This window comes from Embleya sp. NPDC005575, from assembly GCF_040605455.1.
GTDB lineage: Bacteria > Actinomycetota > Actinomycetes > Streptomycetales > Streptomycetaceae > Embleya.
On record NZ_JBEXCV010000056.1, the window covers coordinates 1 to 24,340 of the forward strand.

30 protein-coding genes and 3 pseudogenes are annotated in these 24,340 nt (G+C 68.5%); 12 read left to right on the top strand and 21 right to left on the bottom strand.

Features of this window, described 5'->3' with window-relative positions; all coding sequences use genetic code 11:
• Positions 1-96 precede the first annotated feature (96 nt).
• Positions 97-672, bottom strand: coding sequence for a TetR/AcrR family transcriptional regulator (locus tag ABZS54_RS20080; RefSeq protein WP_355537441.1), 576 nt, complete (start codon positions 670-672; stop codon positions 97-99).
• Positions 673-775: 103 nt separating this feature from the next.
• Here ABZS54_RS20080 and ABZS54_RS20085 point away from each other — a divergent pair, with 103 nt between their 5' ends.
• Positions 776-1,696, top strand: coding sequence for a zinc-binding dehydrogenase (locus ABZS54_RS20085; RefSeq protein ID WP_355537577.1), 921 nt, complete (start codon positions 776-778; stop codon positions 1,694-1,696).
• 64 nt (positions 1,697-1,760) lie between these two features.
• Positions 1,761-1,913 carry a hypothetical protein gene (locus ABZS54_RS20090; RefSeq protein ID WP_355537444.1) on the top strand — a complete coding sequence of 51 codons (153 nt, stop codon included), beginning with the start codon at positions 1,761-1,763 and terminating at the stop codon, positions 1,911-1,913.
• A gap of 651 nt (positions 1,914-2,564) precedes the next feature.
• On the opposite strand, the gene ABZS54_RS20095 is transcribed toward ABZS54_RS20090, so the two are convergent.
• The 9 genes from ABZS54_RS20095 to ABZS54_RS20135 form a co-directional block, all read right to left on the bottom strand.
• Positions 2,565-3,185 carry a hypothetical protein gene (locus ABZS54_RS20095; RefSeq protein ID WP_355537447.1) on the bottom strand — a complete coding sequence of 207 codons (621 nt, stop codon included), beginning with the start codon at positions 3,183-3,185 and terminating at the stop codon, positions 2,565-2,567.
• On the bottom strand, positions 3,182-3,352 hold the full coding sequence (locus ABZS54_RS20100; RefSeq protein ID WP_355537450.1) for a hypothetical protein: 171 nt from the start codon (positions 3,350-3,352) through the stop codon (positions 3,182-3,184). The genes ABZS54_RS20095 and ABZS54_RS20100 overlap by 4 nt, the downstream gene beginning before the upstream one ends.
• A 260-nt stretch (positions 3,353-3,612) precedes the next feature.
• Positions 3,613-4,053 carry a hypothetical protein gene (locus tag ABZS54_RS20105; protein WP_355537453.1) on the bottom strand — a complete coding sequence of 147 codons (441 nt, stop codon included), beginning with the start codon at positions 4,051-4,053 and terminating at the stop codon, positions 3,613-3,615.
• 94 nt (positions 4,054-4,147) lie between these two features.
• Positions 4,148-4,450, bottom strand: a complete 303-nt coding sequence (locus ABZS54_RS20110) for a fic family toxin-antitoxin system, toxin component (RefSeq protein ID WP_355537456.1) — start codon at positions 4,448-4,450, stop codon at positions 4,148-4,150.
• A 54-nt stretch (positions 4,451-4,504) separates the two neighbouring features.
• The gene (locus tag ABZS54_RS20115) at positions 4,505-4,990 is read right to left on the bottom strand and encodes a hypothetical protein (RefSeq protein ID WP_355537459.1); all 486 of its coding nucleotides are present in this window, start codon (positions 4,988-4,990) and stop codon (positions 4,505-4,507) included.
• 221 nt (positions 4,991-5,211) lie between these two features.
• On the bottom strand, positions 5,212-5,457 hold the full coding sequence (locus tag ABZS54_RS20120) for a hypothetical protein (protein WP_355537586.1): 246 nt from the start codon (positions 5,455-5,457) through the stop codon (positions 5,212-5,214).
• Between the two features lie 80 nt (positions 5,458-5,537).
• Positions 5,538-6,197 (bottom strand): rhomboid family intramembrane serine protease, encoded by a 660-nt coding sequence (locus tag ABZS54_RS20125; protein WP_355537462.1) that lies wholly within the window; start codon positions 6,195-6,197, stop codon positions 5,538-5,540.
• Between the two features lie 454 nt (positions 6,198-6,651).
• Positions 6,652-6,828 (bottom strand): hypothetical protein, encoded by a 177-nt coding sequence (locus ABZS54_RS20130; protein ID WP_355537465.1) that lies wholly within the window; start codon positions 6,826-6,828, stop codon positions 6,652-6,654.
• Between the two features lie 260 nt (positions 6,829-7,088).
• A complete protein-coding gene (locus ABZS54_RS20135; protein WP_355537468.1) occupies positions 7,089-7,646 on the bottom strand; it encodes a hypothetical protein in 558 nt (185 codons plus the stop codon).
• A 95-nt stretch (positions 7,647-7,741) separates the two neighbouring features.
• Here ABZS54_RS20135 and ABZS54_RS20140 point away from each other — a divergent pair, with 95 nt between their 5' ends.
• From ABZS54_RS20140 to ABZS54_RS20160, 5 genes are all read left to right on the top strand, one after another.
• Positions 7,742-8,068: a hypothetical protein gene (locus ABZS54_RS20140; protein ID WP_355537471.1), complete on the top strand. Its 327-nt coding sequence runs from the start codon at positions 7,742-7,744 to the stop codon at positions 8,066-8,068.
• A gap of 337 nt (positions 8,069-8,405) precedes the next feature.
• The gene (locus tag ABZS54_RS20145; RefSeq protein ID WP_355537474.1) at positions 8,406-8,852 is read left to right on the top strand and encodes a MarR family transcriptional regulator; all 447 of its coding nucleotides are present in this window, start codon (positions 8,406-8,408) and stop codon (positions 8,850-8,852) included.
• A gap of 98 nt (positions 8,853-8,950) precedes the next feature.
• A complete protein-coding gene (locus ABZS54_RS20150; RefSeq protein ID WP_355537589.1) occupies positions 8,951-9,355 on the top strand; it encodes a class I SAM-dependent methyltransferase in 405 nt (134 codons plus the stop codon).
• On the top strand, positions 9,274-9,771 hold the full coding sequence (locus ABZS54_RS20155; RefSeq protein ID WP_355537580.1) for a class I SAM-dependent methyltransferase: 498 nt from the start codon (positions 9,274-9,276) through the stop codon (positions 9,769-9,771). Before ABZS54_RS20150 ends, ABZS54_RS20155 begins: the two co-directional genes overlap by 82 nt.
• A 93-nt stretch (positions 9,772-9,864) precedes the next feature.
• A complete protein-coding gene (locus tag ABZS54_RS20160; RefSeq protein WP_355537477.1) occupies positions 9,865-10,320 on the top strand; it encodes a VOC family protein in 456 nt (151 codons plus the stop codon).
• Between the two features lie 77 nt (positions 10,321-10,397).
• On the opposite strand, the pseudogene ABZS54_RS20165 reads toward ABZS54_RS20160, so the two are convergent.
• The 3 genes and pseudogenes from ABZS54_RS20165 to ABZS54_RS20175 form a co-directional block, all read right to left on the bottom strand.
• A pseudogene (locus ABZS54_RS20165) lies at positions 10,398-10,741 on the bottom strand (transposase); the annotation flags it as partial.
• Positions 10,742-10,810: 69 nt separating this feature from the next.
• A complete protein-coding gene (locus tag ABZS54_RS20170) occupies positions 10,811-11,071 on the bottom strand; it encodes a hypothetical protein (RefSeq protein ID WP_355537480.1) in 261 nt (86 codons plus the stop codon).
• A 151-nt stretch (positions 11,072-11,222) separates the two neighbouring features.
• Entirely contained in the window at positions 11,223-11,756 is a 534-nt protein-coding gene (locus tag ABZS54_RS20175; RefSeq protein ID WP_355537483.1) for a hypothetical protein, read from the bottom strand.
• A 195-nt stretch (positions 11,757-11,951) separates the two neighbouring features.
• Between ABZS54_RS20175 and ABZS54_RS20180 the strand changes: the two genes are divergently transcribed.
• The gene (locus ABZS54_RS20180; RefSeq protein WP_355537486.1) at positions 11,952-12,125 is read left to right on the top strand and encodes a hypothetical protein; all 174 of its coding nucleotides are present in this window, start codon (positions 11,952-11,954) and stop codon (positions 12,123-12,125) included.
• Positions 12,126-12,298: 173 nt separating this feature from the next.
• On the opposite strand, the gene ABZS54_RS20185 is transcribed toward ABZS54_RS20180, so the two are convergent.
• A complete protein-coding gene (locus ABZS54_RS20185) occupies positions 12,299-12,925 on the bottom strand; it encodes a GPP34 family phosphoprotein (protein WP_355537489.1) in 627 nt (208 codons plus the stop codon).
• 116 nt (positions 12,926-13,041) lie between these two features.
• Complete coding sequence (locus tag ABZS54_RS20190) at positions 13,042-13,317, bottom strand: hypothetical protein (protein WP_355537492.1); 276 nt, start codon at positions 13,315-13,317, stop codon at positions 13,042-13,044.
• A 1,101-nt stretch (positions 13,318-14,418) separates the two neighbouring features.
• On the opposite strand from ABZS54_RS20190, the gene ABZS54_RS20195 reads away from it, so the two are divergent.
• The 4 genes and pseudogenes from ABZS54_RS20195 to ABZS54_RS20210 form a co-directional block, all read left to right on the top strand.
• Positions 14,419-14,697: a hypothetical protein gene (locus tag ABZS54_RS20195; RefSeq protein WP_355537495.1), complete on the top strand. Its 279-nt coding sequence runs from the start codon at positions 14,419-14,421 to the stop codon at positions 14,695-14,697.
• Positions 14,690-15,862, top strand: coding sequence for an FxsB family cyclophane-forming radical SAM/SPASM peptide maturase (locus ABZS54_RS20200; RefSeq protein ID WP_355537498.1), 1,173 nt, complete (start codon positions 14,690-14,692; stop codon positions 15,860-15,862). The genes ABZS54_RS20195 and ABZS54_RS20200 overlap by 8 nt, the downstream gene beginning before the upstream one ends.
• Positions 15,744-18,668, top strand: coding sequence for an HEXXH motif-containing putative peptide modification protein (locus ABZS54_RS20205; protein ID WP_355537501.1), 2,925 nt, complete (start codon positions 15,744-15,746; stop codon positions 18,666-18,668). Before ABZS54_RS20200 ends, ABZS54_RS20205 begins: the two co-directional genes overlap by 119 nt.
• A gap of 46 nt (positions 18,669-18,714) precedes the next feature.
• Positions 18,715-18,979 (top strand): annotated as a pseudogene (locus tag ABZS54_RS20210) (transposase); the annotation flags it as partial.
• A gap of 308 nt (positions 18,980-19,287) precedes the next feature.
• Here the strand turns inward: ABZS54_RS20210 and uxaC are convergent.
• The 6 genes and pseudogenes from uxaC to ABZS54_RS20240 all read right to left on the bottom strand — a co-directional run bounded on the left by uxaC (position 19,288) and on the right by ABZS54_RS20240 (position 24,286).
• Positions 19,288-20,691: a glucuronate isomerase gene (gene uxaC / locus ABZS54_RS20215; RefSeq protein WP_355537503.1), complete on the bottom strand. Its 1,404-nt coding sequence runs from the start codon at positions 20,689-20,691 to the stop codon at positions 19,288-19,290.
• Between the two features lie 192 nt (positions 20,692-20,883).
• A complete protein-coding gene (gene larB, locus ABZS54_RS20220) occupies positions 20,884-21,585 on the bottom strand; it encodes a nickel pincer cofactor biosynthesis protein LarB (RefSeq protein ID WP_355537506.1) in 702 nt (233 codons plus the stop codon).
• Positions 21,578-22,423: an ATP-dependent sacrificial sulfur transferase LarE gene (locus ABZS54_RS20225; RefSeq protein ID WP_355537509.1), complete on the bottom strand. Its 846-nt coding sequence runs from the start codon at positions 22,421-22,423 to the stop codon at positions 21,578-21,580. Before ABZS54_RS20225 ends, larB begins: the two co-directional genes overlap by 8 nt.
• A gap of 118 nt (positions 22,424-22,541) precedes the next feature.
• A pseudogene (locus ABZS54_RS20230) lies at positions 22,542-22,649 on the bottom strand (hypothetical protein); the annotation flags it as partial.
• 81 nt (positions 22,650-22,730) lie between these two features.
• Positions 22,731-24,104, bottom strand: coding sequence for a mannitol dehydrogenase family protein (locus tag ABZS54_RS20235; RefSeq protein WP_355537512.1), 1,374 nt, complete (start codon positions 24,102-24,104; stop codon positions 22,731-22,733).
• Positions 24,101-24,286: a hypothetical protein gene (locus ABZS54_RS20240; protein WP_355537515.1), complete on the bottom strand. Its 186-nt coding sequence runs from the start codon at positions 24,284-24,286 to the stop codon at positions 24,101-24,103. The genes ABZS54_RS20235 and ABZS54_RS20240 overlap by 4 nt, the downstream gene beginning before the upstream one ends.
• Positions 24,287-24,340 lie beyond the last annotated feature (54 nt).

A 24,340-nucleotide genomic window follows, 5' to 3' on the forward strand; every position in this document is an offset into this window, starting at 1 on the left:
CCTGAGCCGAACCGGCGACGACCAAACGAACGAAACCGAGTCGAAACCCCGACTCACTCGAACGAGACCCCGTACACCTAAATCCTGATACTCCCATCAGTCACGGCGGAGGAGCGCCATGGCCATCTGCTGGACGGCACGGGTGAAGCGGCGAGGGTCGTCAGGCGGTGTCATGTGGCGGATCAGGTCGCCGTCGAAGACTGCGAGCACGGCGTGGGCCAGGAAGCCGGCGTCGAGATCTGGACTTCCGTCGGCGAACAAGGTGCTCAGATGACGGTGCCAGAGCTGGTAGCTGGGATCGTCGTACTTGTCCGCCGCGCAGGCTTGCCCATGCGCGGACAGCAAGGTGGCGTTGCCTTCGGCGATCGCACCGAGCCCATCCAGGAAGGCGAGCGTTCGCTCCGACGTGGGCGCTCCGGGCCCCAGGGGTGGGGGCCCGTTCCTGACCGCGTCGCGCAGTTCCCGGGACCTCTCCTCCAGCAGCGCCTGCAGCAATCCGGCGCGGTTGCCGAAGCGCCGGAAGACGGTACCTTTCCCGACTCCGGCAAGGGCAGCAACGCGGTCGAGAGACACATGGTCCCCGCCGCCTTCGGTCAAGAGTTGCTCGGTCGCGCGTAGCACCGCGCGACGGTTACGAACCGCGTCGGCGCGTTCGGCCCGCTGTTCAGGCATCGGCACCCCTCAGCTAGACGGACTGTTAGTCCGCATACTACCGTGACAATCAACCGGACTGATGGTCCGCATAATGCAAGTCTTACAGAGAGGCCACATGGTCATGCACGCGCTCGTCGTCGATCCCGACGCTCCCGGATCCCTGCGTCTTGGGTCGGCCGCAGAACCCCAGGCAGCACCGCATCAGCTGGTGGTCGATGTCCAGCACATCTCGCTCAACCGCGGCGAGGTGGCGTTCGCGGGGCGACTTCCGGCCGGGACCGTTCACGGCTATGACGCCGCCGGTGTCGTCGTACGTGCCGCGACGGACGGCACCGGACCGTCCGTAGGAGCCAGGGTCACGGCATTCGGAGCCGGGGCGTGGGCCCAGCGGATGGCCGTGGACACCACTGCGGTGGCCGAAGTTCCCGCCCTGGTCGACCTCGCTGACGCCGCCGCGCTGCCGATGGCCGGCATCACCGCGCTACGCACGCTGCGCTCCCGCTCCATCCTGGGCCGACGAGTACTGATCACCGGCGCGGCCGGCGGCGTCGGCCGCTACGCGGTCCAGCTCGCGGCCCTGGGGGGTGCTCATGTGATCGCCTCGGTGGGATCGTCGACGCGTGCCGCCGGCTTGGCCAAGCTGGGCGCCCACCAAGTGGTGGTCGGCCTGAAAGGCATCGACCAGCCGGTGGACCTCATTCTCGACAATGTCGGCGGCCGGCAGCTGGTCGCAGCCTGGGAACTCCTCGCGCCGGGTGGGAGTGTGCAGAACATCGGCTGGGCTTCCGACGAACCGGCCGTGTTCGCGCCTTACTCACTGTTCTCCGTGGGGCCGTCCAAGACGATGAACACGTTCGGCGACGTCCATGAGGTCGGCCCGGACCTGGCAACCCTGCTGGAGTTTGTGGCAGCGGGGAGGCTTTCCCCAGAGGTCGATTGGCGCGGTTCCTGGGAGCGTGTCGCCGAGGCCGCCCAAGCGCTACTGGACCGGCGAATCGCGGGCAAGGCGGTCCTGGATGTAGAGCCGACGGTGGCCTACTGACCGACCACAGCCGGGCGCATGCCCTCTTGGGCAATGCGCCCGGCTGTACCTCGGGGAGGATGGTTTGGGGGATGTGATCGAGATCGTCGAGAGCGAGGGCCGGCGACTGGAGCACGTATCCGCCACGGTCAGCGGCGGCGGCAGCTACAACCGGGACGACGTCGTCATGCTCGTGTTCCGCCGGGACTTGACGTCACACCCGGCGACGGGCAAGTAATTCACAGGACTTGGCGGGAATTGGCGGCTGTTCCTGCCCAAGGGGCTGGGACCCGGCCTCGCCGGACGCCGACCCGGCCAAGGTCGCCCGACGGGCCGCGTGCGGCATCCCCGACGACGTCGCCACGTGTAGGAGTGGCGGTTGGCCCTGGACATGCCGCGGGGGCTGCAGGCACCCAGGCGTCGCGAGATCGCGGGCGGGTAGAGCCGGTCGTGGTGGTGCCAGCCGAGACGAGAGCGTTGTACGTGATCCGGTGTGCGAGCCGTCGACATTCCCGCCCGCGACGTGGGGCTGTCACTGCCCGCCAACCCGAACAAGCCACCGTGCGGCTGCACCGCTGAGGCGGGAGGCGTCGGTCCGCAGTGCAGGGTCGAGGAGCCGGTCAGGTTCCCCGCGCCACGATCGCCCTTCGTTCACCCGTTACCGGCTCCACACGAACGGGTGGCGGAACGGGAGCAGGGACGGGGAGACTTGCCACGGAGAGCGGCGGAACCTGGAAACGATACGCCCCCAGCGATCACACACGTGACCCAAAGCGCGGACCAGCCGATGAACACGCGACAGTCGAATACGCGAGTTCACCAGGTTGCCACCCCTGGCAGTGCCGCCGCGGCGTCGCCTGTACCCCAATCACCGACTTGGACGCGCATCTCACCAGGGCATGGATTCGGTGCCGTCGGGTTCCAAGCCGGCGGGAGGCACCCCCGGCGCGTCGGTACCGGGTACGCGTCCGAAGGTGATGCCCGCATCGGCGGCTTCACCGACCAGGCGTTTGGCAGCCGCGTGGTCACCTTGCTCGAACAAAAACCACATCAGCTTCCGGACCGGATCGATTCCGCGACTGCGGTCGAACAGGCGATCCATGTCATCCTCAGATGGTGTTTCACCGAGTATCCAGGCCAACATGACGGGTGCCAGGACATCTCCCCGGTCTGCGGCTTCGCGCAGGATTTCTTCCGTGCCTTCTCGGTCCGTCTCGTGCAATCGCATGAGCGCCAAGTCGACCAGTGCATGCGGATGCCGAGCGTCCGCCGCTTCGCGCATCAGTGCTTCCGCGCCGTCGTGGTCTCCATCCCGACGGGCGAGGTCGGCCAGATCGATCAGCGCGTCCGTCTCACCTGCGTTCGCTGCCTCCCGGAAAAGGCACTCGGCCTGCCGACGATCCCCCCGCCTCAATCGTGCACGGGCACGCTCGACAAGCGCGTCGCCCTCTCCTGCGGCGGCGCCGGTTCGTAGCAACTGCTCCGCACCCTCAGGGTCTTGTGTCATCAACTTGGCCAGCCATACAAACGCCCAAGGGTGACCTTTTTTGACATGTCTTGAAATATCTTCCGCCTGCCGGCGAGGTCATTGCGCAAGAGGATCTCCGCCACCTCGATGCGGGCCTCGTGTTGTCCCGCATCGAACGCTTCGCGTAGCAAGCGCAGCGCGTCCTGCATGCTCCCGGGGCGCGCTTGAGCCAAGCCGCTCTGAACAATGCCGCTTTGTCCCCGGCGTCACCGGCGGCTTGGAACAGCTTGGCGGCATGTCGTCTGCACCCCCGCACGTCCGCAGCTTGGGCAAGAGCGTGGACAGGGAATCTTCTGGCCTGTCGGCTGAGATTCCGGGCGTCTCGACGCACGCGCGTGGACCGCGTTACCGTCCTGCAGGACGGTAACGGCCAGGGGGTCAGGGCATGCGTGGCCGGAGCGGCACGCGGTCAGCGGCGGCCGGTGGCCAGGACGACGAGAAACTGGCCGCCGCCCGCCTCGATGTCGGCGGTCACCGGCAGGCCCGGTACCAGTCGGGAGAACCGGTCCACCAGCCAATCCGCCGCCTCCTGGGCGTCCCTCCTGGTCGGACAACGGCCCACCATCTCGCGGCCCCCCTTGCGCTCCAGCCTCCCGGCAACGGTGATCAGCGGCGCGGGTTCGACCACGTACAGGCGGTCCGGCCAGGCGATCACCACCTTGACCGCGCCCTTGCGGGTGTTGCACCCGCGGTGCGCGAGCCGCTCGGCAACCTTGGCCTTCCGGTCGGCGGTCCGGCTGTCGACGCTGGGCCCCCGCGGGTCGTTCACCGACTTGTCGGGGTCGACCGGTTCGTCGCACACCCAGCACCGCCAGCCGTCGCGCTCGGCCACATCATCAAGAAGACTCACCCGAGCAAACTAGCCTGCCCAGCCACCACCCCGGCGCACCAGGGCCTCGGCAAAGTCTTGGGAGCGGGCACTGACGCCCGATCAACCGGTGGGGTTAGGCGGTCAGGGTGCGGATGCGGGCGGCGATCTCGATGACCGTGACGTGTCCCTCGGCGGCGTCGACGGCCAACGCCGCCCATTTCGCGGGGTCGGGGTCGATGGTGACGCCCTGGTCGTCGAGGTAGGAGGCGGCCACCGCAGCGGCGAAGGTGGCGTTGTGGGCCTCCAGCGCGGGGACCTGGGACAGGGAATGCAAGAGCGCCGCGGCTCTCGCGCGCGGCCCTTGGTAGACCTCCATGCCTGTCACAACGCCTTGGTGACGTGCGACGGCGGCGATGAGCGCGCCGAAGTCGACCACGGTCGGGTCCTCGATCTCTTCGGCGAGTTCGAGGAGTTCAGCGAGGGTGACGTATCAGGACACGCGGTTACGCGGCGTCGACGACAGGACAGGTGGCAGTACCAGGTCACCGCGCCGTCGCCGTGGCGCACGACGATGCGGTTGCCGTACGCGCCGGCCCAGGCCGCCTCGACGATCAGGAACACCCGCATGGCGCAGGAACGAACAGTGAAGCAGCGCGAAGTCGCGGCAGACCCCGACGAAGCGGTCACCGACCTCGCGCCGCTGCGTCAACGGAGCATCGTTTCGCTCGGTGATGATCCTCAAGGTGTCGTCGAGGTAGCGCGTCTCGGCGTCGTTGTGCAGGCGGTCCTGCGGGATGACATGGCAGAACACCTCGCCTTCCAGACGGTGGACCATCAGATCGCGGGCTACACGGGCGAGTTGAGCCGGATCATCCGACAGGTCGGTGTAAAGCCGGCCGAGGCCGTTGGGGTCGGAGAAAGCACTCTGCGCGGTATAAAAGGCGGCGACGTCCGGTGCAAGGGGGGTGGATGGCATGGCTGGACCCCCAGAAGACATCGGCCACATGTTCGATTCCTGGGCCGGTGTACCTCACCGTGTCAAAATCTCCCCGTAATTGTCCAGATGCCTTGTGCCGACGACTGAGGCCGGGCACGACGCCCATGCCAGGCGATTCAACTCGCTTTTCCGCACTGCGCCATACGGTGACCTCGCTCCGGCAACTCGGGCCTGGGGAGTACCCCACAAGGTTCCCGCCATCATCGAGTGAAGTGCAGAGATTCTTTGTGGCGGATCGCGACGTAGGCGCGGACGATGCCGTACGTCAACTCGGCCGCACCGTGCTCGGCGACCAGCCGGTCGAAGATCCGCTTGGTGGTGTGCCGCTGCTTGCGCGGCGCGTCCAAGTCCACCCGGAACATCGCGTCGACCAGCGGCTTGTAGGCGTCCAGCCGGGTCGCGCGCGGCAGGAGCTTCTTCCGCGGCTCCGGCCACACCGACGCCACCGCCTGTTAGTGGCCAGTTGAAATTCCCCACTGGCGGCCAGTTCCTGGGGAAGCATCTGGCCGCCCGCTGTCACGCTGAGTCAGACCGCCAGGGGCGGGCGGGCAGGGGTTGCCAGTCCGACTCCCAGTGCGCTGCCGACAAGAAGGCCCACGCCGTGGTTGTTGGTGAGGAGGCAAAGGACAAGACCCGCGGCGGGGATGACGAGAGCCACCCGCCGCAGGGCGGCGAGGTTGCCGCGCGCCGCGTACCAAGTGGCGAGTGCGCCGACGAGGCCGCAGATCGCCACAGAGTCCCCGCCCCCTTGGAGGCTCCAGCCGGCCATGCTCACCACCTGTGCCGTCACGCCGCTTGCCGTAAAGACCAGCAACGTCCGCCAGGGGCCGAACTGCCGCTCGGCGAGCGGGGCGACAACCGCGAGCGCGGCCAGGTTGAACAGGAGTTGGAACCAGCCCGATGACTGCACCATCAAGGCGGTCACGGCTCGCCACCACGCACCGTGAGGGCGTCGCTCGAGCGCATCGATCATGGCGGGGGCAGCCGTCTGGGCCGCGCCGAGCACCACCATGGTGGCCACCAGCCCCGTGGCGGCTCTCGGGAGAGGCTGCCGCCACGCCCGCAGCAAGGCCAGGGGAGGAGATATCTCCCCGTCGTCCTTCGTGGCGAGCGTCGCCAGGAGTTGCATGCCCGACACGATGACGACCACCGCGCACCCATAGAGCAACACACTGTGCATGTCCATGGTCGAAGCCTGGCAGATGGTGCAGCTGCATCGACAGGCACAGCCGTACGAGTGACAAACGCACTGCCCCTGCCCGACAGCGTCGACGACACGGAGAGTGACACGCCAACTGGCCGTACGTGGGGAATTCGTACTGGCCACCGTCAACCGCCCTTGGTGACCGTGCGCCGGCTCACCCCGTACTTCCGCTCCCCGCCCGCGCGTAACACCAGCGGCCTGCTTCTTCCTCACGTTCCGTGACGTCGGCGGGGTCGACGGCACCCGCACGGGCACGTCTTCCCCCGGGAGCTGGCTCACGGAGCGGCAGCGGCGGCGTTGCTCAGCGGCGGATGGTGGCGGTGAGGCCGGGGTGGGTGGCGGTGAAGGAGTCGAAGAGTGACCGGAGTTGCCCTTCGCGACGTTCGCGGACGTCGCGAAGGCCGATGCGTGTTGGGTAGGGCGGGAGTTCGTGGCGTCATTGCCGTTCGAGCGCGGCGTGCAGGCGTGCGTATTCGGGGCTGTCCGGCGGGTCGGACAGGTCCGGATCGTCGTGGCCGTGGGTGACGGCGAGGCCGGAGAGTTGTTCGAAATACAGAGGGGCTTGGGACGAGTTGGGTCCCGCCCGACCACTCCACCCGGTCGGCGAGTTCACGAAACCGCGGCCAAGTCGCCTTGTGGGCCGGTGTCTTCAACAGGTCGAAACCGCTGGTGCGCTCCCCCGCCGCGACCGTCAGCAACAAGGCCGAACGCGTCCGCGCCTCGCCACTCATGGCCGCGACGCCCCCGAACACCCCGTCCAACAGACCGTCCCCGACCTGACGCCCCCCGTCACTCACGACCATTCCTCCCGACCAAGAAACAAGGCTCCCGACTGTCTGACCACCCGGGGCGATGAAGACCGGAACAAGAAATTCACCCCTGAGAGACCTGCCTCTTGAGGAGTTCCCCGCGAATTTGCCCGGCGTGCGAATAACGCCCGACCGCCTCCTGATTCAACTGCCTCGCCCCCGACTCCCGGAAAGCCGTCCGAACCACATCATTGAGGAGAACATCAGGGCGAGCCTTCGTGACCTCGTCAACAAGGCTGCGCAGGAAACGACCGGCAGATCCCACCAGATCGACGAACGAGCACTCCCCCTCCGTTCCGCTGCGAATATCGACCACCCGCACCGCGTCACCGCTCTGCTCCAGGCGAAGGTTCGGGCCCCCCTCCACATCGAACTCAATGGCGCCGTCGGCTGCCAGGATATTGACCGCGTAGCGGAGAGCCAATGCGAAGTCGAGCAGCGGAGTGTTCCGGTAACCCCATACGGAGCCCCCGACCTGAACATCGACCGACCCGAGGAACCACCGCTCGCGGACGACCCACTCTTCGGCGTTCAGGATCGCCAACTGGTCACTCGGAAGTGAGAGAGGAACATCACCCAGCCCTTCACCGAGCACGTAAGAAATTACAACGGATCCACTCATGACTGCTCCGCTCTATGAATCGGATTCCAGAGGTATGCGTCTCGAACGCTATGTTCACCAGTCACGTCATTCGGGTCATTCATAATGATCTCCACGTGATCGAGTGGATAGTTTCCGTGAGCTGCACCAGTGCGGCCGATATATTCTTCGTCGCCAGCGGATTCCGGCATTTCGGCACGATGGATTGTACCCGGGTATCCAGAACGGCAGCTGTTTCGCTTTCGACGGTCTCTGCGTTGAAGGCGTGCAACGTGTTCCGCAGCCCGACAGAGGCGGAATACGCGTGGATCGAGATCAACCGCTTGAAACGCGGATACGCGGTCCGCTCGATCGTCGTCAACGCCCCCGCCCCCACCACCACAGCGCGGCCCGAACCCACAGGCCCCCGACGACCCGACGTCACGCACGCGGAAGAATCATGATCGTATCGCCGCGCCGGAACTCACACTGCGTGAGGTACACCTGAGATCTTCGGTGACTCTCCGTCGACGAGTGGCCCTTCCATACGTACCTCCTCCGCCCTCCGGATAGCCGCGTACAGGACAGCGGCGGCATCGGCGCCCCCTCACGGCGGACAAGCACTTCGATGCTCCCACCGCAAGCCCCACAGTGGTGCCCAAACGCACCGATACCACTCCCACACCCCCTCAGCTGCGGTCACAACTCACCGACAGCCGCGGTCACTTCCCATCGACAGAGTCAGCACGAGCTTCCAGTTAGCGACTTGATTATCAAGTCCTTAACTGTTAGCTTTGAGATATGGACACACCGGAAAGAACTCCTACCGGCCCGTTGGAGAAGCTCAAGCTGATCAACTGGGCTCAGCTGCAGGCGGGGCAGGAGTGGATTCGATCCCGCGGGCTCAGTGCGCAGCAGGCGTTCGTACTCGACTACCTCGCACGCCATCCCGGTGCCATCCAGCGCGATATCGCCGAGGCGACACGAACGAGCGCCGCGAATGTCTCCGGTGTCCTGCGCGGCCTGGAAGCACGTCACCTGGTCAAGCGTCGCTTCGAGGACGACGACCGAAGCAAACGCGTCTTCGCCACGGACACCGGCATCGAACTCATCTCCGGACACGAGGAGGCGATGATCGCCGTGGACGAGTCGATCCTCGCGCCCCTCACCCCCGACGAGCGCGCCACTCTCCAGGCCCTCCTCGCCAAAATCACCGCCGGCCTGCCGAACCACGGCAACGAGTCCTGACGCGTAACGCGTCGAAACCGGCGAACCCCCCGTCGGCACAGGCCGACGCGCGCCCGGGCCTGCCCGGACGAGCGCGCATCAAGGAACGGAGCCACCTCATGACCACGCATGCAGACCAGACCCTGACCATGATCCGCGAGGTGTGCGCCCTGGGACGCGTCGAGTACGACCGCCCCCACACCCCCGAAGGCGACCCCGACGCCGGCCGCGCGCTCGTGAAGGGCCTCCAAGCCCTCGACCAGGACGGCGAGCCCAGCGACATCTCCCTGTCCCTGGACCTGCTGGCGCCCCGCGCCCCGTACTTCGATCAGCTCGTCCTGGACGCCGTCAAGGCCGGAGTGCGCCAGGTCGTCAACCTCGGCGCTACGACGACCGCGCCCTGCGCTTTCGGCACACCGGAGTCCAGTTCTTCGAACTGGACCTGCCCGACGTCATCGCCGACAAGGCGCGCCGTCTCGATGCCCTCGGCACCGACACCACCCACGTCTCCCTCGCCGAAGTGAACTTCGTGACCGACGACGTCGCCGCTATCCTGGCCCGCGCCGGTCACGACGCCCAGCAGCCGACTCTCTTCGTCGCCGAGCACCTCGTGCTGTTCCTGACGCCGGACGACGTGGCCCGGCTCATCGCCGGCGTCTCCCAGCGTGCCGCCAAGGGCAGCACGCTGGTCCTGACCGCCGAAGTACACCCCGCGGGCCTCGACTCCACGCTCGTCGTCTCGACGGTGGACGACGTGATGTTCGCCGGCGCCGGCCCCCTGCACACCATCAAGTCTCGTGACGCCTGGCTCACCCTCCTCGACGAGCACGGCTGGCAGGTTCACGATGCGGCCGAGGTGACGGTGGTCAACCACTTCGAGCTGCCCATGACCGAGAAGCCCGCTCAGATCCAGACGCAGTTCCTCACCGCAACCGCGTAACGGGGGCACAGACCCCGCGTCTCGGCCCGCCTGTCGTCTAGGGCCTGTTGCGAAAGTGGATCGTCTGACAGACCTGCCTGGGATGCTCCGAGCATGGAGATGACAGTGCAGCTGACGATCGACTGCTCCGATCCGCAGAGAATGGTGACTTTCTGGGCCGAGGCCCTCGGTTACGTACCTGAGCCTCCGCCGGGCGGGCACGCCACGTGGCGTGCTTACTGGGCAGCGGTGGGGGTGCCCGAGGCAGAGTTGCCGGCCGGTGCCGGGGATATTCCGGAGTCGATCATCGATCCTGCGGGACGTGGACCGAGGGTGTGGTTCCAGCAGGTTCCGGAGCCGAAGGCCGCCAAAAACCGCTGGCACTTCGACCTGAAGGTCGGTGGCGACCGAGACGTCCCACTGGACGTCCGCACACAGCGGGTCAAGGCCACGGTGGAACGGCTGGCGAAAGCTGGTGCCACCGTGCTGCGGACCAAGGATGAGCCGAACATGGGGCTCTACGCCGCCGCCATGCAGGACCCCGAGGGCAACGAATTCGACGTCGTCTGATGGCCGTCGCGACGGTGCTGGTCACAGCCACTCGTTCACGGCTGCGACCAGCACCGTCGCCTCGTACGGACGGAGAGCTTGTCGTACCTCGTGGCCACTGCCCTGTGCCTTTTAAGTCGGTTGATGCCGCACTCGACCGCATGCCGAGCCTTGTAATCCTCGGCGTCGAATCTGGGCGGCGGCCGCCGCGAGAGCCCAGCTTCTTGCGGTTACGCGCCTGGTCGGCCTTGTCCGGGATGGTGCAACGAATGCCACGTCGGCGCAGGTAGGCACGGCTTCTGCGGGAGGCGTACGCCTTGTCAGCCCTCACGCGATCGGGCCGGACACGTGGTCGGCCCGATCCGATACGGGGCACGCGGACCTTTCCCAGAACGGGTTCGAACTGCGGCGAGTCCCCGCGCTGTCCAGCGGTGATCACGATGGTTGAACCGCTCCGGGTTTGATCGAGACTCTCGTTCTTGAGAGACAGGCTACCTGCCGGACAGGTGGTTCAGGCAGGGATGCCGGCTGGTGCACCCGTCACGCCGGAGCTTTCGAATATGCAGATAGGCACCTGCACGACCATGAGTCGGCGATGAGCCGGCCACGCCCGCGCGGGCGCGGCGGCACCACGTCGGACGCGCGCCGCCGGCACGTCGCGCACAAGTGCCCGGCCACGCGGCTCGCGCAGCAGGTGCTCGGCGACGAGGTAGCGGTCCTGGGCGATGGGACGCAGCCGGTCATCGCGCACCGGAAGCACCACGAACTCCACTGCGAACGACCGGACATCCCGCCCCGGCCCACGCGCCGGTCCGGCCACCAGCGCACCGACGTCAAGGCCCCCGGCGTGGTCCCCCGCCGCGATGCCCGCGCTGCCGCCCGGCGGCCCAGCGGTACCGGTCCGGGCGGCGCGTGGAGCCGAGCTAGGGAAGCGAGGGCGAGTGGCAGGAACACGGGCATCCGGGCCCAGGGCACGATCCGGCCCGGTAGAGGGGATCGACCATGCCTCGTTCCTGCATGGCCTGCAACAGTCTCCAGAACGCGGCACTCGACGAGCCGTCCGACACGTCCGCGTTGGCCGTTGTGGCGAGCCGGCTTCGCGCGACTGCGAACCCGCACGCGAACTCGGCGACATGCCACGCGATCAACGCGTCGAGATACCCCACCGCCTCATCGTTGGTTCCGTCGGTGCGGAGAGCCCCGCGCAGCAACGCGGTGCGCCCCGCCTCGATCCGTTCGAAACACCACAGCACCGTGAAGTAGGCCGTCAGCTCGTCCGGGCCGACGCGGCGGCTATCGGAGGGGGTGAGCCCGCCATAGTGCAGATTTCCGATGATCGTGCGAGCGGCACCGACCTCTCCGGTCGTCAGATCGTGGTGGAGAGCACGGGCGTTCTCGAATCGCGCACGTCGATTCTCCGAACGAAACGCGACAATGGCGATGACGACCGCTGCCAACGCGACTGTCGCCGATGATAACCCCGCCAGTGCCGACCAGGCCTCTGTCCCCATATATGTCCCCCGAAGTCGTATTGTCAGAGTCGAAGTGGTCCGGTCGCGGCCGACGTTCGGCATCGCGTGATCGGCGCGATGCTAGTGCCACGCCCGGCAACGTTCACCCCGCCGCCATCCGGCGGAGGGGCGGTTCGTTCCGTGGGCACACGAGCGACCGACCCCACCGACCCCACGGATGGAGCCAATCGTGGCGACAAGCCCAAGCAGTCGACCGGCACGTCGCGTTGCGCGTTCTGCGACATCACCCAGGACGTGACCGTCCCGTTCGACGTCTTCGCCGCCGAACGGGATGGCGACTACACCAGATCATGAGGAGCGCCAGGGCGCAGGCGGTCAACAGCCGCCGTTCGCGGTCGTCCCGATGCTCGGACAGGGCGGACGCCCACAGCAGGCGCGTCGCCGCCAAGGCGTTCCGGCAGCTCGACGCGGCTCTGTGGTTCGGCCGGCCACACTGCGCGAGTCCGACCGCCGGCGCCGTAGCCGCCTCACGGCGCGCGCCAGATGTTGTCGTAGCCGGCTTGTTCGATCGCGCGCCGTCGGCGGACGGCTTCGAGTTCGGTGGCCGCGTCGTCGACCGCGGCGAGGATTGTGCCGACCGGGCCGCCCGCGGGATCCACCGGGGTGGCCCGGTCCTTGTCGAGAGTGCCCGCCATGGTGGCCAGCGCTACGAGAACGGGCTCCTGCGCCGTCCAGCGGTCCTGTGCGCTCCGGTGGTCTGCCGAGTCGGCCACGACGACTTTTCCTGCCCTCGCCGGTCGCCGGCGGCGGTGCTGCCGCGTGAGCTGGTCTTCAGCGGCGAGGGCCGCCGCGTAGGCCGCAGCCAGGTCGCGGCCGCGGCGCCACAACCAGTCCTCGACGGACTCGTACGGCTTGTGCCGGCGCAAGGCCATGGCGGCCTGGGTGAGCAGCGGCTCGTCGAATGGCGGGGTGCCGCCGGGGGTGAGGATGTCCGGGTCCGGGACGATGACGTCGTCGTCCAGGGTGACGGTCCCGGCGGCCAGCAGGTCGACGAGTTCGGCGCCAGCGAGCGCGAGCGACAGTTCGCCCTGCCCGACCGAACCGTTCGGCGACTCGTCGATGGCAGTGATCATCAGGTCGCGGGCGGTCGTCATGCGGAGCCTCCCGTCGCGGGCGTCAGGAAGGCCTCGGCGGGCGACCGACGACGCTTCCTCCGCCTACGAGCCTAAAGGAGCCCGGACGAATGCCGCACGGGGACGCGGCGCGCCGATCACCGGGTGGCCTCGGCCTCATCGCATCCCGGATCGTTGGGGTGGGATTCGAGCGCGGTGACGGGGAAGGTCATCCACGGGTCCTGGCGGTCGGCCCAGGCTCGCAGCAGCGACGACTTCCCGCTCCCCGCCGGGGCCGTGACGACGGTCACCGCGCCGGCGGCCGCACGGTCGACGCCCTGCCCCCTCGCCGAACGGCCGGCCGGCTTCGGGGCGCCGCGTCCCTCCAGGAAGCCGCGCGGGCCCGCGTATCCGTTGCCCGGCACGTCGGCCACCGCCGCGTACAGCGTGCGCAGGGCGCCTTTGTCGGAGGGCCACGTAGCGTGCCCGCCGCCTTCGGAGGGGACTCGGCTTCGGGAACGGTGCCCCGGCCGAACCGCGGGCCGGGGCACCGCTTCGTCAACCGTTGGTGAGCGGGTGCAGGTAGAAGCTCTCAGCGGACAGGACGGCCGCGACGCGGTGCGGTCAGGACACGGTGACTCCCTGGGTGGTGACTGCGCGGCAGGGCGCGTGCCGACGGGGTTCGCCGGCCGCACGCCCTGCCGCCGGAAGAGCCGCGGTTCAGTGGGTGTCGGTGGCGGCCTGCTCGATCAGGCGCTCGACGACATCCGGGTTGCTGATCATGACGACGTGGGAGGCGCCCTTGACGTCCACCACCTTCTTCGCGCCGGCCCGCTGATACTCGAAGCGTTCCAGGGCCGGACGGTGTCTACGTACACGCCTTCAACCCCGCCGACCCCGGCTCCTACGTCCTCCACATCCACGACGGCCGGGCGGAGATGGTGGCCAGCGAGACCTCCGGATCGAAACCTCGTGCCTGCCGACTGCCGCGCCCGATTCCGGCCACGAACATTCCGTGCATACTCCCGTGGTCGCTCGCCCACGGCCGCGGCCGGCTGACTCTCGTCGGCTTCGCCCATACGTCCTCGACGTAACCGTGCCGTGAGCTCGGCTCCCGGTCGGCAAGCCTCCGGAACCACCCGCGCGGTCGCCGACGCCGGCCCTGCGCGTTCGTACGCAAGCAGGCCACCTACGGAACTCGCCGTGGGTGCCGACATCGTGGGCCGACGGATTGCCCTTCGGTCGCGAGGCGCCTGGAGGCGGCTTCGCGGCTTCGCCGCGACCGAGGGCGCGCTCGGGTCGGTCCGAATCTCGGGTCCGGAGGTTGCGCCGGCAGAGGGCTCGGGTCGCACTCGGGTTGCGTGATCCGCGCGTCGGCTCCGCAAGTACTGCCTCACGGCCACGTGAATATCCGTTCTCGGATTCTCAAGATCCATGAATTCCAGGGTCCGGGGTCAAGATCCCTTGTCGATGTGTCGTTGACAGCGCGGAGCCGTCGTCCAACACTGGAACTCGGTGCTTACGTTGGGGGTCGTATGGATATCGAATCGGATCCGGTCGTCCGGTCCGAAGCCGGGGGATCGGGACTGGATCTCGCGGAGCTGGAACTGGACTTGAGTTCGATCGACGCGCTCGATGGGACCGCATTGGGACAGATCCTCAAGGATCTCTACCGCACGGGGCCGGGCGCCGCGGCGGAGGACTCGCCCCTGGGCCGGATCCTGGGCTCGTCCAGCTCACACACCTCATTCAGTTCGCACAATTCGTTCAGCTCGTTCAGCAGCTATTCGGGACCAGACTTTTCGGATGGCTGATACCGACTTACGCCCGGAGCCCTTCGTTTCGTTCGTCTGCAAGGTCGCGTCCAGGTGCAATCTGAACTGCGATTACTGCTACGTCTATCAGCACGCCGACCAGTCGTGGCGTCAACAGCCGCTCCGCATGTCGACGTCGACGGCTGCCCAACTCGGCAGGCGGATCAACGAACACGCGGTCGCGCATCGGCTCGATCAAGTCGATGTCATCCTGCACGGCGGCGAACCGCTGCTGCTCGGAGTGCGCTACCTCCGGAAACTGTGCGAAGCCGTCGCCGACAACACCCCGGATGTCGCGATCCGGTGGAACGGTCAGACCAACGGCACCGCCTACACCGACGAGGTGCTCGCCTTCTGCCGGGAGTGGGACATCTCTTTCGGCCTGAGCATCGACGGGCCGCGAGCCGACAACGACCGGCATCGCCTCGACCACTCCGGACGGTCGCTGTTCGACGAGGTCGAGCGGGCGGCGGCCCTGCTCGGCAGCGCGGAGGGGCGACCTCTGTGGGGCGGCGTCCTGGCGGTGGTGGATCTGGCCGCCGATCCGGTGGCGACCTACTCGTATCTCCGGTCTCTCCATCCGCCGTCGATCGATTTCCTGCTGCCGCTGGGGCATCACGACGCGCCGCCGCCGGGAAAGAAGGGAGCCCCGGACGGCACTCCCTACGCGGACTGGCTGCTCCGGATCTTCGATCTCTGGTATCACGAACGCCCGCAGCCGATCCGAATAAGGAGGTTCCGAGACATCATCGCGCTCTACCTCGGTGCGACCCACAGTTCCGAGGAGTGGGGGTTGCAGCCGGTCGATTTCATCGTGGTCGAGGCAAACGGCGAGATCCAGGCAGTCGACACGCTCAAGGTTACCTACCCGGGTGCCTGCGACCTCGGCATGAACATTTTCGAAGAGAGTTTCGACCAGGCCCTCCGCTCCGCGCCCGTTCAGTCGCGTCAGCACAGCTGGCAGACGCTGAGCGACACCTGCCAGAGCTGTGACCTCGTGCGGATCTGTGGCGGAGGCTATTTTCCCCACCGGTATTCCCAGGAGAATGGCTTCCGGAATCCGTCGGTCTATTGCGCGGATCTCAAAAAACTTATCCGCACCGTCACCGGCCGAGTCGGTCACGACCTGCGGAAACTGCCCGGCCACCCCGGGAGGGACACGTAGGGTGACTCGACTCGATGCCGATACGATCGCTTCGCTGGCGGTGCCGAGCGGATGGCGCGGTACCACGCGGGCCGTGTTCACCGCCCGCTTCTACCAAACACTCGTCGGGGTACGTCGGTTGACGTCGCACCTCGCCGAACACCGGCCGAAACTGCTCGCGGAAACCGCGTTCGAGGAGTCGGTGGAGGCCTTGTGCTCGGTTCCGGTGGACGTGCAACGCAGGGTGCTCGGCCACCCGAGCGCCGGATTCTGGGTGTCCGTGGCCTGGGATCTGCTGAACCGGCGGGCCCTGGACCATTGGCCCGATCTGCATGTGGCGCCGCACTTGCGGGACTTCAGCCGATTCGCGGTCTCCGCTCTGCTCCTGGCCGAACGCGGCCGGCTGGCCGCCACGGTACGAACGGATCCGGCCGGCCGTGTCGTCCTGCCGGGAGCCGGCGTCGTACTGCGCCCTCGCGGGGCCGAGCCGGACGCCTGGATCCGGCTTTCGATCGACGACGCACTGGTGACGGCCGGCTTGCCGGGGCACTGCGACTCCATCCGGGTTCCCACCCTGGACAACGGCGTGGAGCTCGACTGGACCGATCACGACCTCCGGCTCGGCGGTCGGATCGACTACGACTTCGCAGAGCTCGACTCCGCCGACGCGCGCCGCTGGACAGCCGAGCTCGAACACCACTTCGCGACCATCAGCTCCGTCTCGGAACACCTGGGACAGGAAGTGGCCCAGGGTCTACGGGCGATCGTCCCGGTGCACTCGCCCCGCGCGGGCCTGCATGTCAGCGGCAGCTTCCAGGAAGCGCCCGGCATGATCGTGCTGGCCTTGGGACGGCGGATGGAGACCGTCGAAGCGCTCGTCCACGAATACGGTCACCAGAAGCTCAACGTGATAACTCCGCTTGCCTCGCTGATCGTCGACGATCCCGGGGAAGCCGTGTACTACTCGCCCTGGCGCGACGACCCGAGGCCGCTCAGTGGGCTCCTGCACGCCGTCTTCAGCTTTTCCATGGTCACGGATTTCTACCGGCGCCTGCTTGAACTCCCCGGTCCCGCCGAGTTCGACGCCGCGGCGGTCGCCGCCCGCACCTACCAGGTCGCAGGTCAGGTCGAGGCGGGACTGCGCGAACTCCGACAGCACGCCACGTTCTCACCGCTCGGCACGGCTTTCATCGACGCGGTGGACCGCAGATTCCTCGAATGCCGGGACTCGCTGCCCAACCCGTCGCCCGGGGAATGCCGGGAACTCGACGTCAGGGCCGCCGCGCATCGCGCGCGTTGGTCCGAACGGAACCCATTGCCCAGCCTGCGGACCCCCGGCCGCGGGGCACCTGACAACGGCCCCGATCCGGCAGCCGCAAAGACCCTGGCCGCCCTCGGCCTGCCACCGGACTGGGACACGGGTGCGATCGTGGGCCGCTGGTATCCCGGCGACGCACTGCTGGCACTCGTGCGCATCCTGTCCGCGGAGGGCGCGCCGGCTCTACCGGAGAGCAAGCCCGGCGAATCACTGATCGCCGACCTCGCCGCCGCACACCGGGCCTACGTCGGCGGGGACTTCCGGGCCGCTGCCGAACGCTACGCCGCGTGCGTCACACACGATCCGGCAAGCCCCTACTTCTGGCAGTGCTACGCGTTCGCACTTCGCCATCTGGGGCGCTACGACGAGTCGCTGTACATCCTCACCCACACCGAGACCCTGATGACGCGCGGCAAGCCGGTCGACGTGTCCCAAGACACACGCACCGCGGCAGGGGCCAAGGCGTGGCACGTGGCTCCCCCCACGTCGGCCTCGGTGTCCGGCGCCCCCGTTGTCCCTTCGCTGAGCGTGGCCGCGGTGGCGGAGCTGCGGGCCGGCCCCTACTACGACTTCGTGGAAGCAACCCGCGGCGGTGCGCAACTCCCGACGCTGATCGCAGTGGCGCACGGCCTGAAGCCGACGATGGACGTCTGGATCCCGGCCACAGGCTGGGAGGCCTTCCGGCGAATGGTCCGGGCCCTCGGCCTGAAATACCACGTGGACACCTACTTCGACCGGTTCTCCCCAGAACTGTCTCGGGCATTGCTGGACCGGTTGAACACGACCCGGGCGGTCTTCACTCCGACCCTCACGGACCGCGCGGAGGCACATGTCTTCCTTGCACGCGACCGCTCGGCTCTCGACCGGGCCGTCGGAGCCGGCTGGTACCCGCTGGTCGTCGACGGCAGGATCGTCGACAAACACCTCGCCGACCACGACACCTTCGGCGACGCGCTCGGCTACCCGAAGTGCTGCCAGGAGTTCTTCCGGCAACGCAACAACTGGATCAGCGACAACACCTATTACGCTGCCCGGCAGAACACCACAGGCGCGGCATCGCTCCTTGCCAACCCATTCCTCCGGCACACCGTATACGGCCTCGTCTCGTACATGCCGTGTTCCTTCTCCTGCGAACCCAGCATGGGGTTCGCGGGCCGGCTCCGGAACGTCATCAGGGCCGAGTTTCCAAGCTACGCGCAAGAGATCGATGCCGAAGCGGCCAAGGTCGTGCTGTGCGTGTCCGAACTGCGGATGTACAGGTTCACCGGGGAAACAGTGCACTACGCGGACAACGGCGACGCCATCGGCGTCGAGTACGACGGCGTGAAATCCATGTACGCGATCGAGAAGTGCGATCCGCTCTACAACCTGCTGGCCCAGGGCGACCACTGCCACCTCGACGGCAATGTCATCCACATCCGTCGGCAGGGGGCTGCCGTCGGCGGCTACCGGGCCAGGGCGGATCGACACGGCCCGGAATGCCCCTTCCTCATTGCGTTCGATCACTGACCCCGACCATGGAAACCAGCAGGACAGCCGGCATCGGCGAGAACGGCCGGAGACGATCGTCGTCGATCGGGGCCGGGTGTTCGTGTCCGAGGCGTTCTTGGCGGCGTGCGAGACGTTGGGGGTGAGCGGGCAACCCGCCCCGCCGCGCAGGCTCGCGGCGAAAGGGGCTGTGGAGCAGCACGTTCGGCGCGATCAACACGCTGTTCCGCCAACACGTGGCCGGGTACGCCGGCTCGAACACGACCCGACGCGGACGGCGTGTCGACGACGAGGCGTGTCGGACCGTTCCGCAGTTGTGGGACCTGCTCGACGGTGACGACCGGTCGGTGAGCCGAGTGGCGTGGTCCGCACCCGGATGCGCCGCGCTGACCGACGCGATCCGGCTCGTACCGGTCGCCGTCGCTCCCCCGGGTGATCAGGGTGTACATGCCGCCTTGGGCGGTCAGGCGCCGGGCGTTGTCGGTGCCGTCGCCGGTGAAGGAGGCGATGCCCCGGTGGGCGGTGTCCGTCGCGTGCCCGGTGTAGCAGGCCTGGTGTGCCCGCAAGAACCCGCCCAGTCCCGGATGGAGGATGCGAATCGGCGCCGGACGCCCGTCGAGGGTGCGGGTCGAGGCGGTCATCACAGCTTGAACGCCTTTCGCGGGTTGACCATGACCAGATCCACGGCCGTCTCCATCGCCTCGTCCTCGTCGAGTCGGTGCTCGGCGACCAGTTCGGCGAGATAGCCGCAGTCCAGTCGCCGCGACATGTCGTGTCGGGCGGGGATGGAGCAGAAGGCTCGGGTGTCGTCGACGAAGCCGGACGTCCGGGAGAATCCCGCTGTCTCGGTGACCGCGCGGCGGAACCGGCGGATGGCGTCGGGGGCGTCGAGGAACCACCACGGGGCGCCCGCGTAGACCGAGGGGTAGAACCCGGCCAGCGGAGCGATCTCCCTGGTGAAGACGGTCTCGTCGAGGGTGAACAGGATCAGGTGGAATCCTTCGGCGGTTCCGTACCTTTGCAGGAGCGGACGCAGGGCCTCGGTGAACTCGGCGCGCAGCGGGATGTCGTGGCCGGTGTCGGGGCCGTACCGGTGGTGGGTGGGCGCGTGATGGTTGCGGCGCACGGATGGGTGCAGGGTCATCACGAGGCCGTCGTCGCAGGACATGCGGGCCATCTCGAGCAGCATGTGTCGACGGAAGGCGACGCCCTCGGCTTCGCTCGCCCTGCCCTGCAAGGCGGCCCGGTAGATGCGGGCGGCCTCGCCGCGGGTCAGCGGTTCGGTGCCCACGTCCGGGTGGCTGTGGTCGGCGGAGGTGGCGCCGTGCGCGATGAAGTAACGTCGTCGGTTTTCCAACGCCCGGATGTAGCCGTCGTAGTCCGAGGTGTCGATGTCCGCGGCGTCGCCCAGGCGCGCCACGGCCTCTCCCCAACTCCGACCGGGTTCCAGGTAGCGGTCGGGTCGGAAGGTGGGGAGGACCCGCGCCGTCCACTCGGGGTCGGCGGCCAGTGCCCGGTGAGCGGCCAGATCGTCCGCGGGGTCGTCGGTGGTGGCCAGCACCTCGATGCCGAAGCGGCGGAACAGTGCCCGCGGGTGGAAGGCCGGATCCTCCAGCCGCTCGGCGATCCGGTCGTAGATCCGGTCGGCCGTGGCCGCGGCGGGCTGCTCGGTCACGCCGAAGATCTCGACGAGTTCCGCCTCCATCCAGTAGCGGACAGGGGTCCCTCGGAAGGCGGTCCAGTGCTCACACATCGTGCGCCACACCTGGCGGCCCTGCTGTTCGGGCATTGGCCCCTGCCCTACTCCGAGTTCGTCGAGCGGGACACCGCAGGCGTGCAGCAGGCGCGTGACGTAGTGATCGGAGGAGATCAGCAGACTCGCCGGATCGCTGAACGGCTTGTCGTCGACCAGCAACCGAGGGTCCACGTGACCGTGCGGCGACAGGATCGGCAGGTCGCGGACCGCTTCGTAGAGACGGCGGGCGACGGCGCGTGCTTGTGCGTCGACGGGCAAGAGCCTGTCGGGATGGAGTGAGGAGGGCATACTCCGAATGGTTGTCCGCAGCGGAGGCCACGGCAATCGGTTGTCATGTGTTGCCGCGAGAGCTTGAGTGCGGGGGTGGGCACAGGCGCCGATCAGCAAGGCCTGTCGACGACTTGGGCCATGCGTGGGACCGAGCGCCCTGCCGCCCTGGTCCTCGAAACCGCTGGGGGGTAGCCGGCCACGGGGCGGGGCTCATTCCCGGCCGTCCGACCCCCACGATGGAGCGCCGGCCGCCGGCGGGAGGGGTGCCGCGATCTGCGCGGCGAGGTGCCCGGCCCCGAAGCCGTTGTCGATGTTGACGACCGCAACCCCGGGGCTGCACGCGTTGAGCATCGACAACAGGGGTGCCAGGCCGCCGAAGGCCGCTCCATAGCCGATGGAGGTCGGCACCGCGACGACGGGCGCGGCGATCAGCCCCGCCACCACGCTGGGCAGCGCGCCGTCCATGCCTGCGGCAACCACCACGACCCGGGCGGAACGCAGCAGGTCGAGCATGCCGATCACGCGGTGGAGTCCGGCAACGCCCACGTCCACGGCCATCTCACAGCGCCGTCCCAGATAGCGGGCGGTCAGTTCGGCCTCGAGCGCCACCGGGAGGTCGGAGGTGCCCGCCGCCAACACGACCACGAGACCTCCCTCCGGAGCGGGCGGTTCGGGCGGCCACACCAGCAACCGGGCGTCCGACTCGTAACGGGCGTCGGGCAGTTCGGCGAGGACGGCCCGCGCGTGCTCGGGACCGGCGCGGGTGAACAAGGCCACAGCCCGGCCGCGCTCGCGCAGCTCGGCAGCGATCGCGCCCACCTGGTCCGGGGTCTTCCCCTCGCAGAAGACCGCCTCCGGATACCCTCTGCGGTCGATCCGTTCGTGGTCGAGACGTGCGAACGATTCAGCCATGGCGGACTCCGATCAGGGAAAGCGTGAAGGCGCCCGATTGCATGCCTGCGAGATCGACGGCGACCATCCGGAACCCCGCGGCACGGACCACGGCCAGAGCCGCCTCGCGCAGGTCGCCCGCGAGCGCCACGATCTCGGCGACGGGCACCTCGATCCGTGCGACATCGCCGTGGTGGCGGACCCGGCAGTCGCTGAAGCCCAGCCCCCGCAGGCCCCGTTCCGCCTCCTCCACCTGTCCCAGCTTTTGCGGTGTGACCTCGCTGAAGTGCGGGATCCGCGAGGCCAGACAAGGCGCGGCCGGTTTTTCCGCGCACGGCAGGCCCAGCGCGGCGGCGATCCGGCGGACCGCCGCCTTGTCCAGGCCCGCGTCGGCAAGCGGGCGCAGCACCCGGTGGCGCATGGCGGCCCTGCCGCCGGGACGGTCCGCACGCACCACGTCGTCGGCGTTCTCCCCGTAGGCGACGGCCGTCAGGCCGTGCGCCCGGACCACCTCCGCGGAAATGCGGGCGAACAGCTCGTCCTTGCAGTGGAAGCACCGGTCGAGGCCGTTGGCCCGGTAGGCCGGCAGTTCGCCCTCATGGGTGGCGACCTCGACCACGCGCACACCGATGTTCACGGCGACTCGCAGGGCTGCCGTCCGCTCGTCCGCGGCGAGACTGGGCGAGACGCCGAGCACCGCGACCACGCGGTCGGCGCCCAGCGCTCGGACGGCCAGGGCCAACAGCACGGAGGAGTCCACTCCCCCGGAGAAGGCCACACCGAGCCGTCCGGGCGTGTGGAGCAGTGTTGCGACGCGGTCGATGGCCTCGCTGTCGGTGTCGGACAGTCCCGGGAGCATGACGTGCTTCTCCTGTTCGAGGCCGGTTCGACGGTTTGCGGCCGTCGAGTCCGCGCCGGCGGGTCCGCGGTGCGTGAGCGGCCGACTCGGGCCGCCGGTCGCGGGTGAGAACACCCTTCTTGTTGCCGTCGACCCGGTGGACGCCGTTGCAGGTCCGGAAGTCCGCGAAGTTCCATACGTGCTCGCCAACGAACGCCTCGATTCGGTCGAACACCCGGTGGTGCATCGCCGGGTATGCCTGCTGTTACTTATCGGTCCGGGGGATGTCCCAGGTTCCCGACGTCCACGCCGATGACGACGTCTTCGGTCAGGCGAGTTCCCAGGCGCGGGCAGTGAGCGCCTCGACCAGTTCGGTGTCTTGGGCGAGGGCGGGATCGAGGAAGGCCAGCACGGCGTGCGCGGCGTCGGACGGTGGCCCGGTGAGGACCGGTGCGGCGGCGTCTCGCACGGGGATCCCGCCGCTTCCGAGCAGGTGCAGCAGCCACGCGGCGATGACGCGGAGCGCGCCGGGCGGCATCGCCCCGGACGTCCGCTCGGCGTAGAGCGTCGGAAGGACGCGCACCGGGATCTTCTGGGCTCCGTCCTCGGCGATCTTGGCGAGGGTGTGCCGGATGCGCGGGTTCGCGAAGCGGGCCGTCAGTGCGTCCCGGTAGGCGGCCAGCGCGGTTTCGGGGAAGTCCAGGTGGGCCGACGCCTCGTCCCACCATTCGCGCACCCAGACCCGGCAGACCGGATCGGCCACGGACTCGGCGACGGTGGTGTGCCCGCAGAACGGTGCCGCGTACGCCAACAGCGAGTGGGCGCCGTTGAGCAGTGACAGTTTGCGTTCCTCGTACGGCGTGACGTCGGCGACGAAGCGGGCACCGGCGTCCTCCCAGCGGGGCCGCCCGGCCGGAAACTCGCCGCCCAGCACCCACTCGGTGAACGGCTCGGTGACGACGGGGACTTCATCGCGGCGCCCGGTCGCGTTGCGGACGGCGGCCACGTCGTCCGCAGTGGTCCACGGGGTGATCCGGTCGACCATGGTGGCGACGTACGAGGCGTGCGCGGCCGCCTCGCGCCATTCGGGGCGCCCGATCGCGTCCGCCAGTTCGCCGATCATCCGTGCGGTGACCTCGCCGTTTCCCGGCAGGTTGTCGCACGGCACGACAGCCACAGGGCCGCCGCCCGCGCGCCGCCTGGCTACCAGCCCGGCCAGCAGCCGCGCGGCGACTGTCGATACCGGGGCCTTCGGATCGGCGCGGAGTGCGGCGATATCGGCACTCACATCGGCGCGTCGGGTATCCAGGCCGCCCCCGGGGGCGCGTGTGTACGCCGCCTCGGTGACCGTCAGGGTGACCACCGCGAGTTCCGGCCGCCGCCAGTGGTCCAGCCACGCGGCGTGGTCGCCGCCGGAGTGCGCCGAGGTGAGCGAACCGACCACCTCGAAGCGGTCGCGGTCGGGAGCACGGGTGACCACCGTGTAGAGCCCGTCCTGGGCGGTCAGCCGCTCGGCGATCGCGGTGCTGCGCCCGGTGAACGCCGCGATCCCCCACCGGTCGGCGTCGCCGGCGTGCTCGGTGTACCAGGCCTGATGGGCTCGGAAGAAGCCGCCCAGGCCGAGGTGGAGCATGCGCACCGGCGCGGCGGGGCGTCCGTCGATCGCGCGGGACAAGGGTCGGGTCGCGGGTTGGGCGGTCACAGTTCGAAGACCTCTCGCGGGTTGACGCTCATCGGTTCCGCCGCCGCCTCGAATGCCTCGCCCTGGTCGAGCCGGTGCGGTGACGGGATCGGCAGGTCGCGCACCGTCTCGTACCGGCGCCGGGCGAAAGCTCGCACACCGGGGTCGACGGGAAGTAGTCGGTCGGAGTGGAGGCTTGGCATGACGGCATGTTCGTTGCCGTCGGCCTGGCGCGGCAACCGGTTGCCATGTGTTGC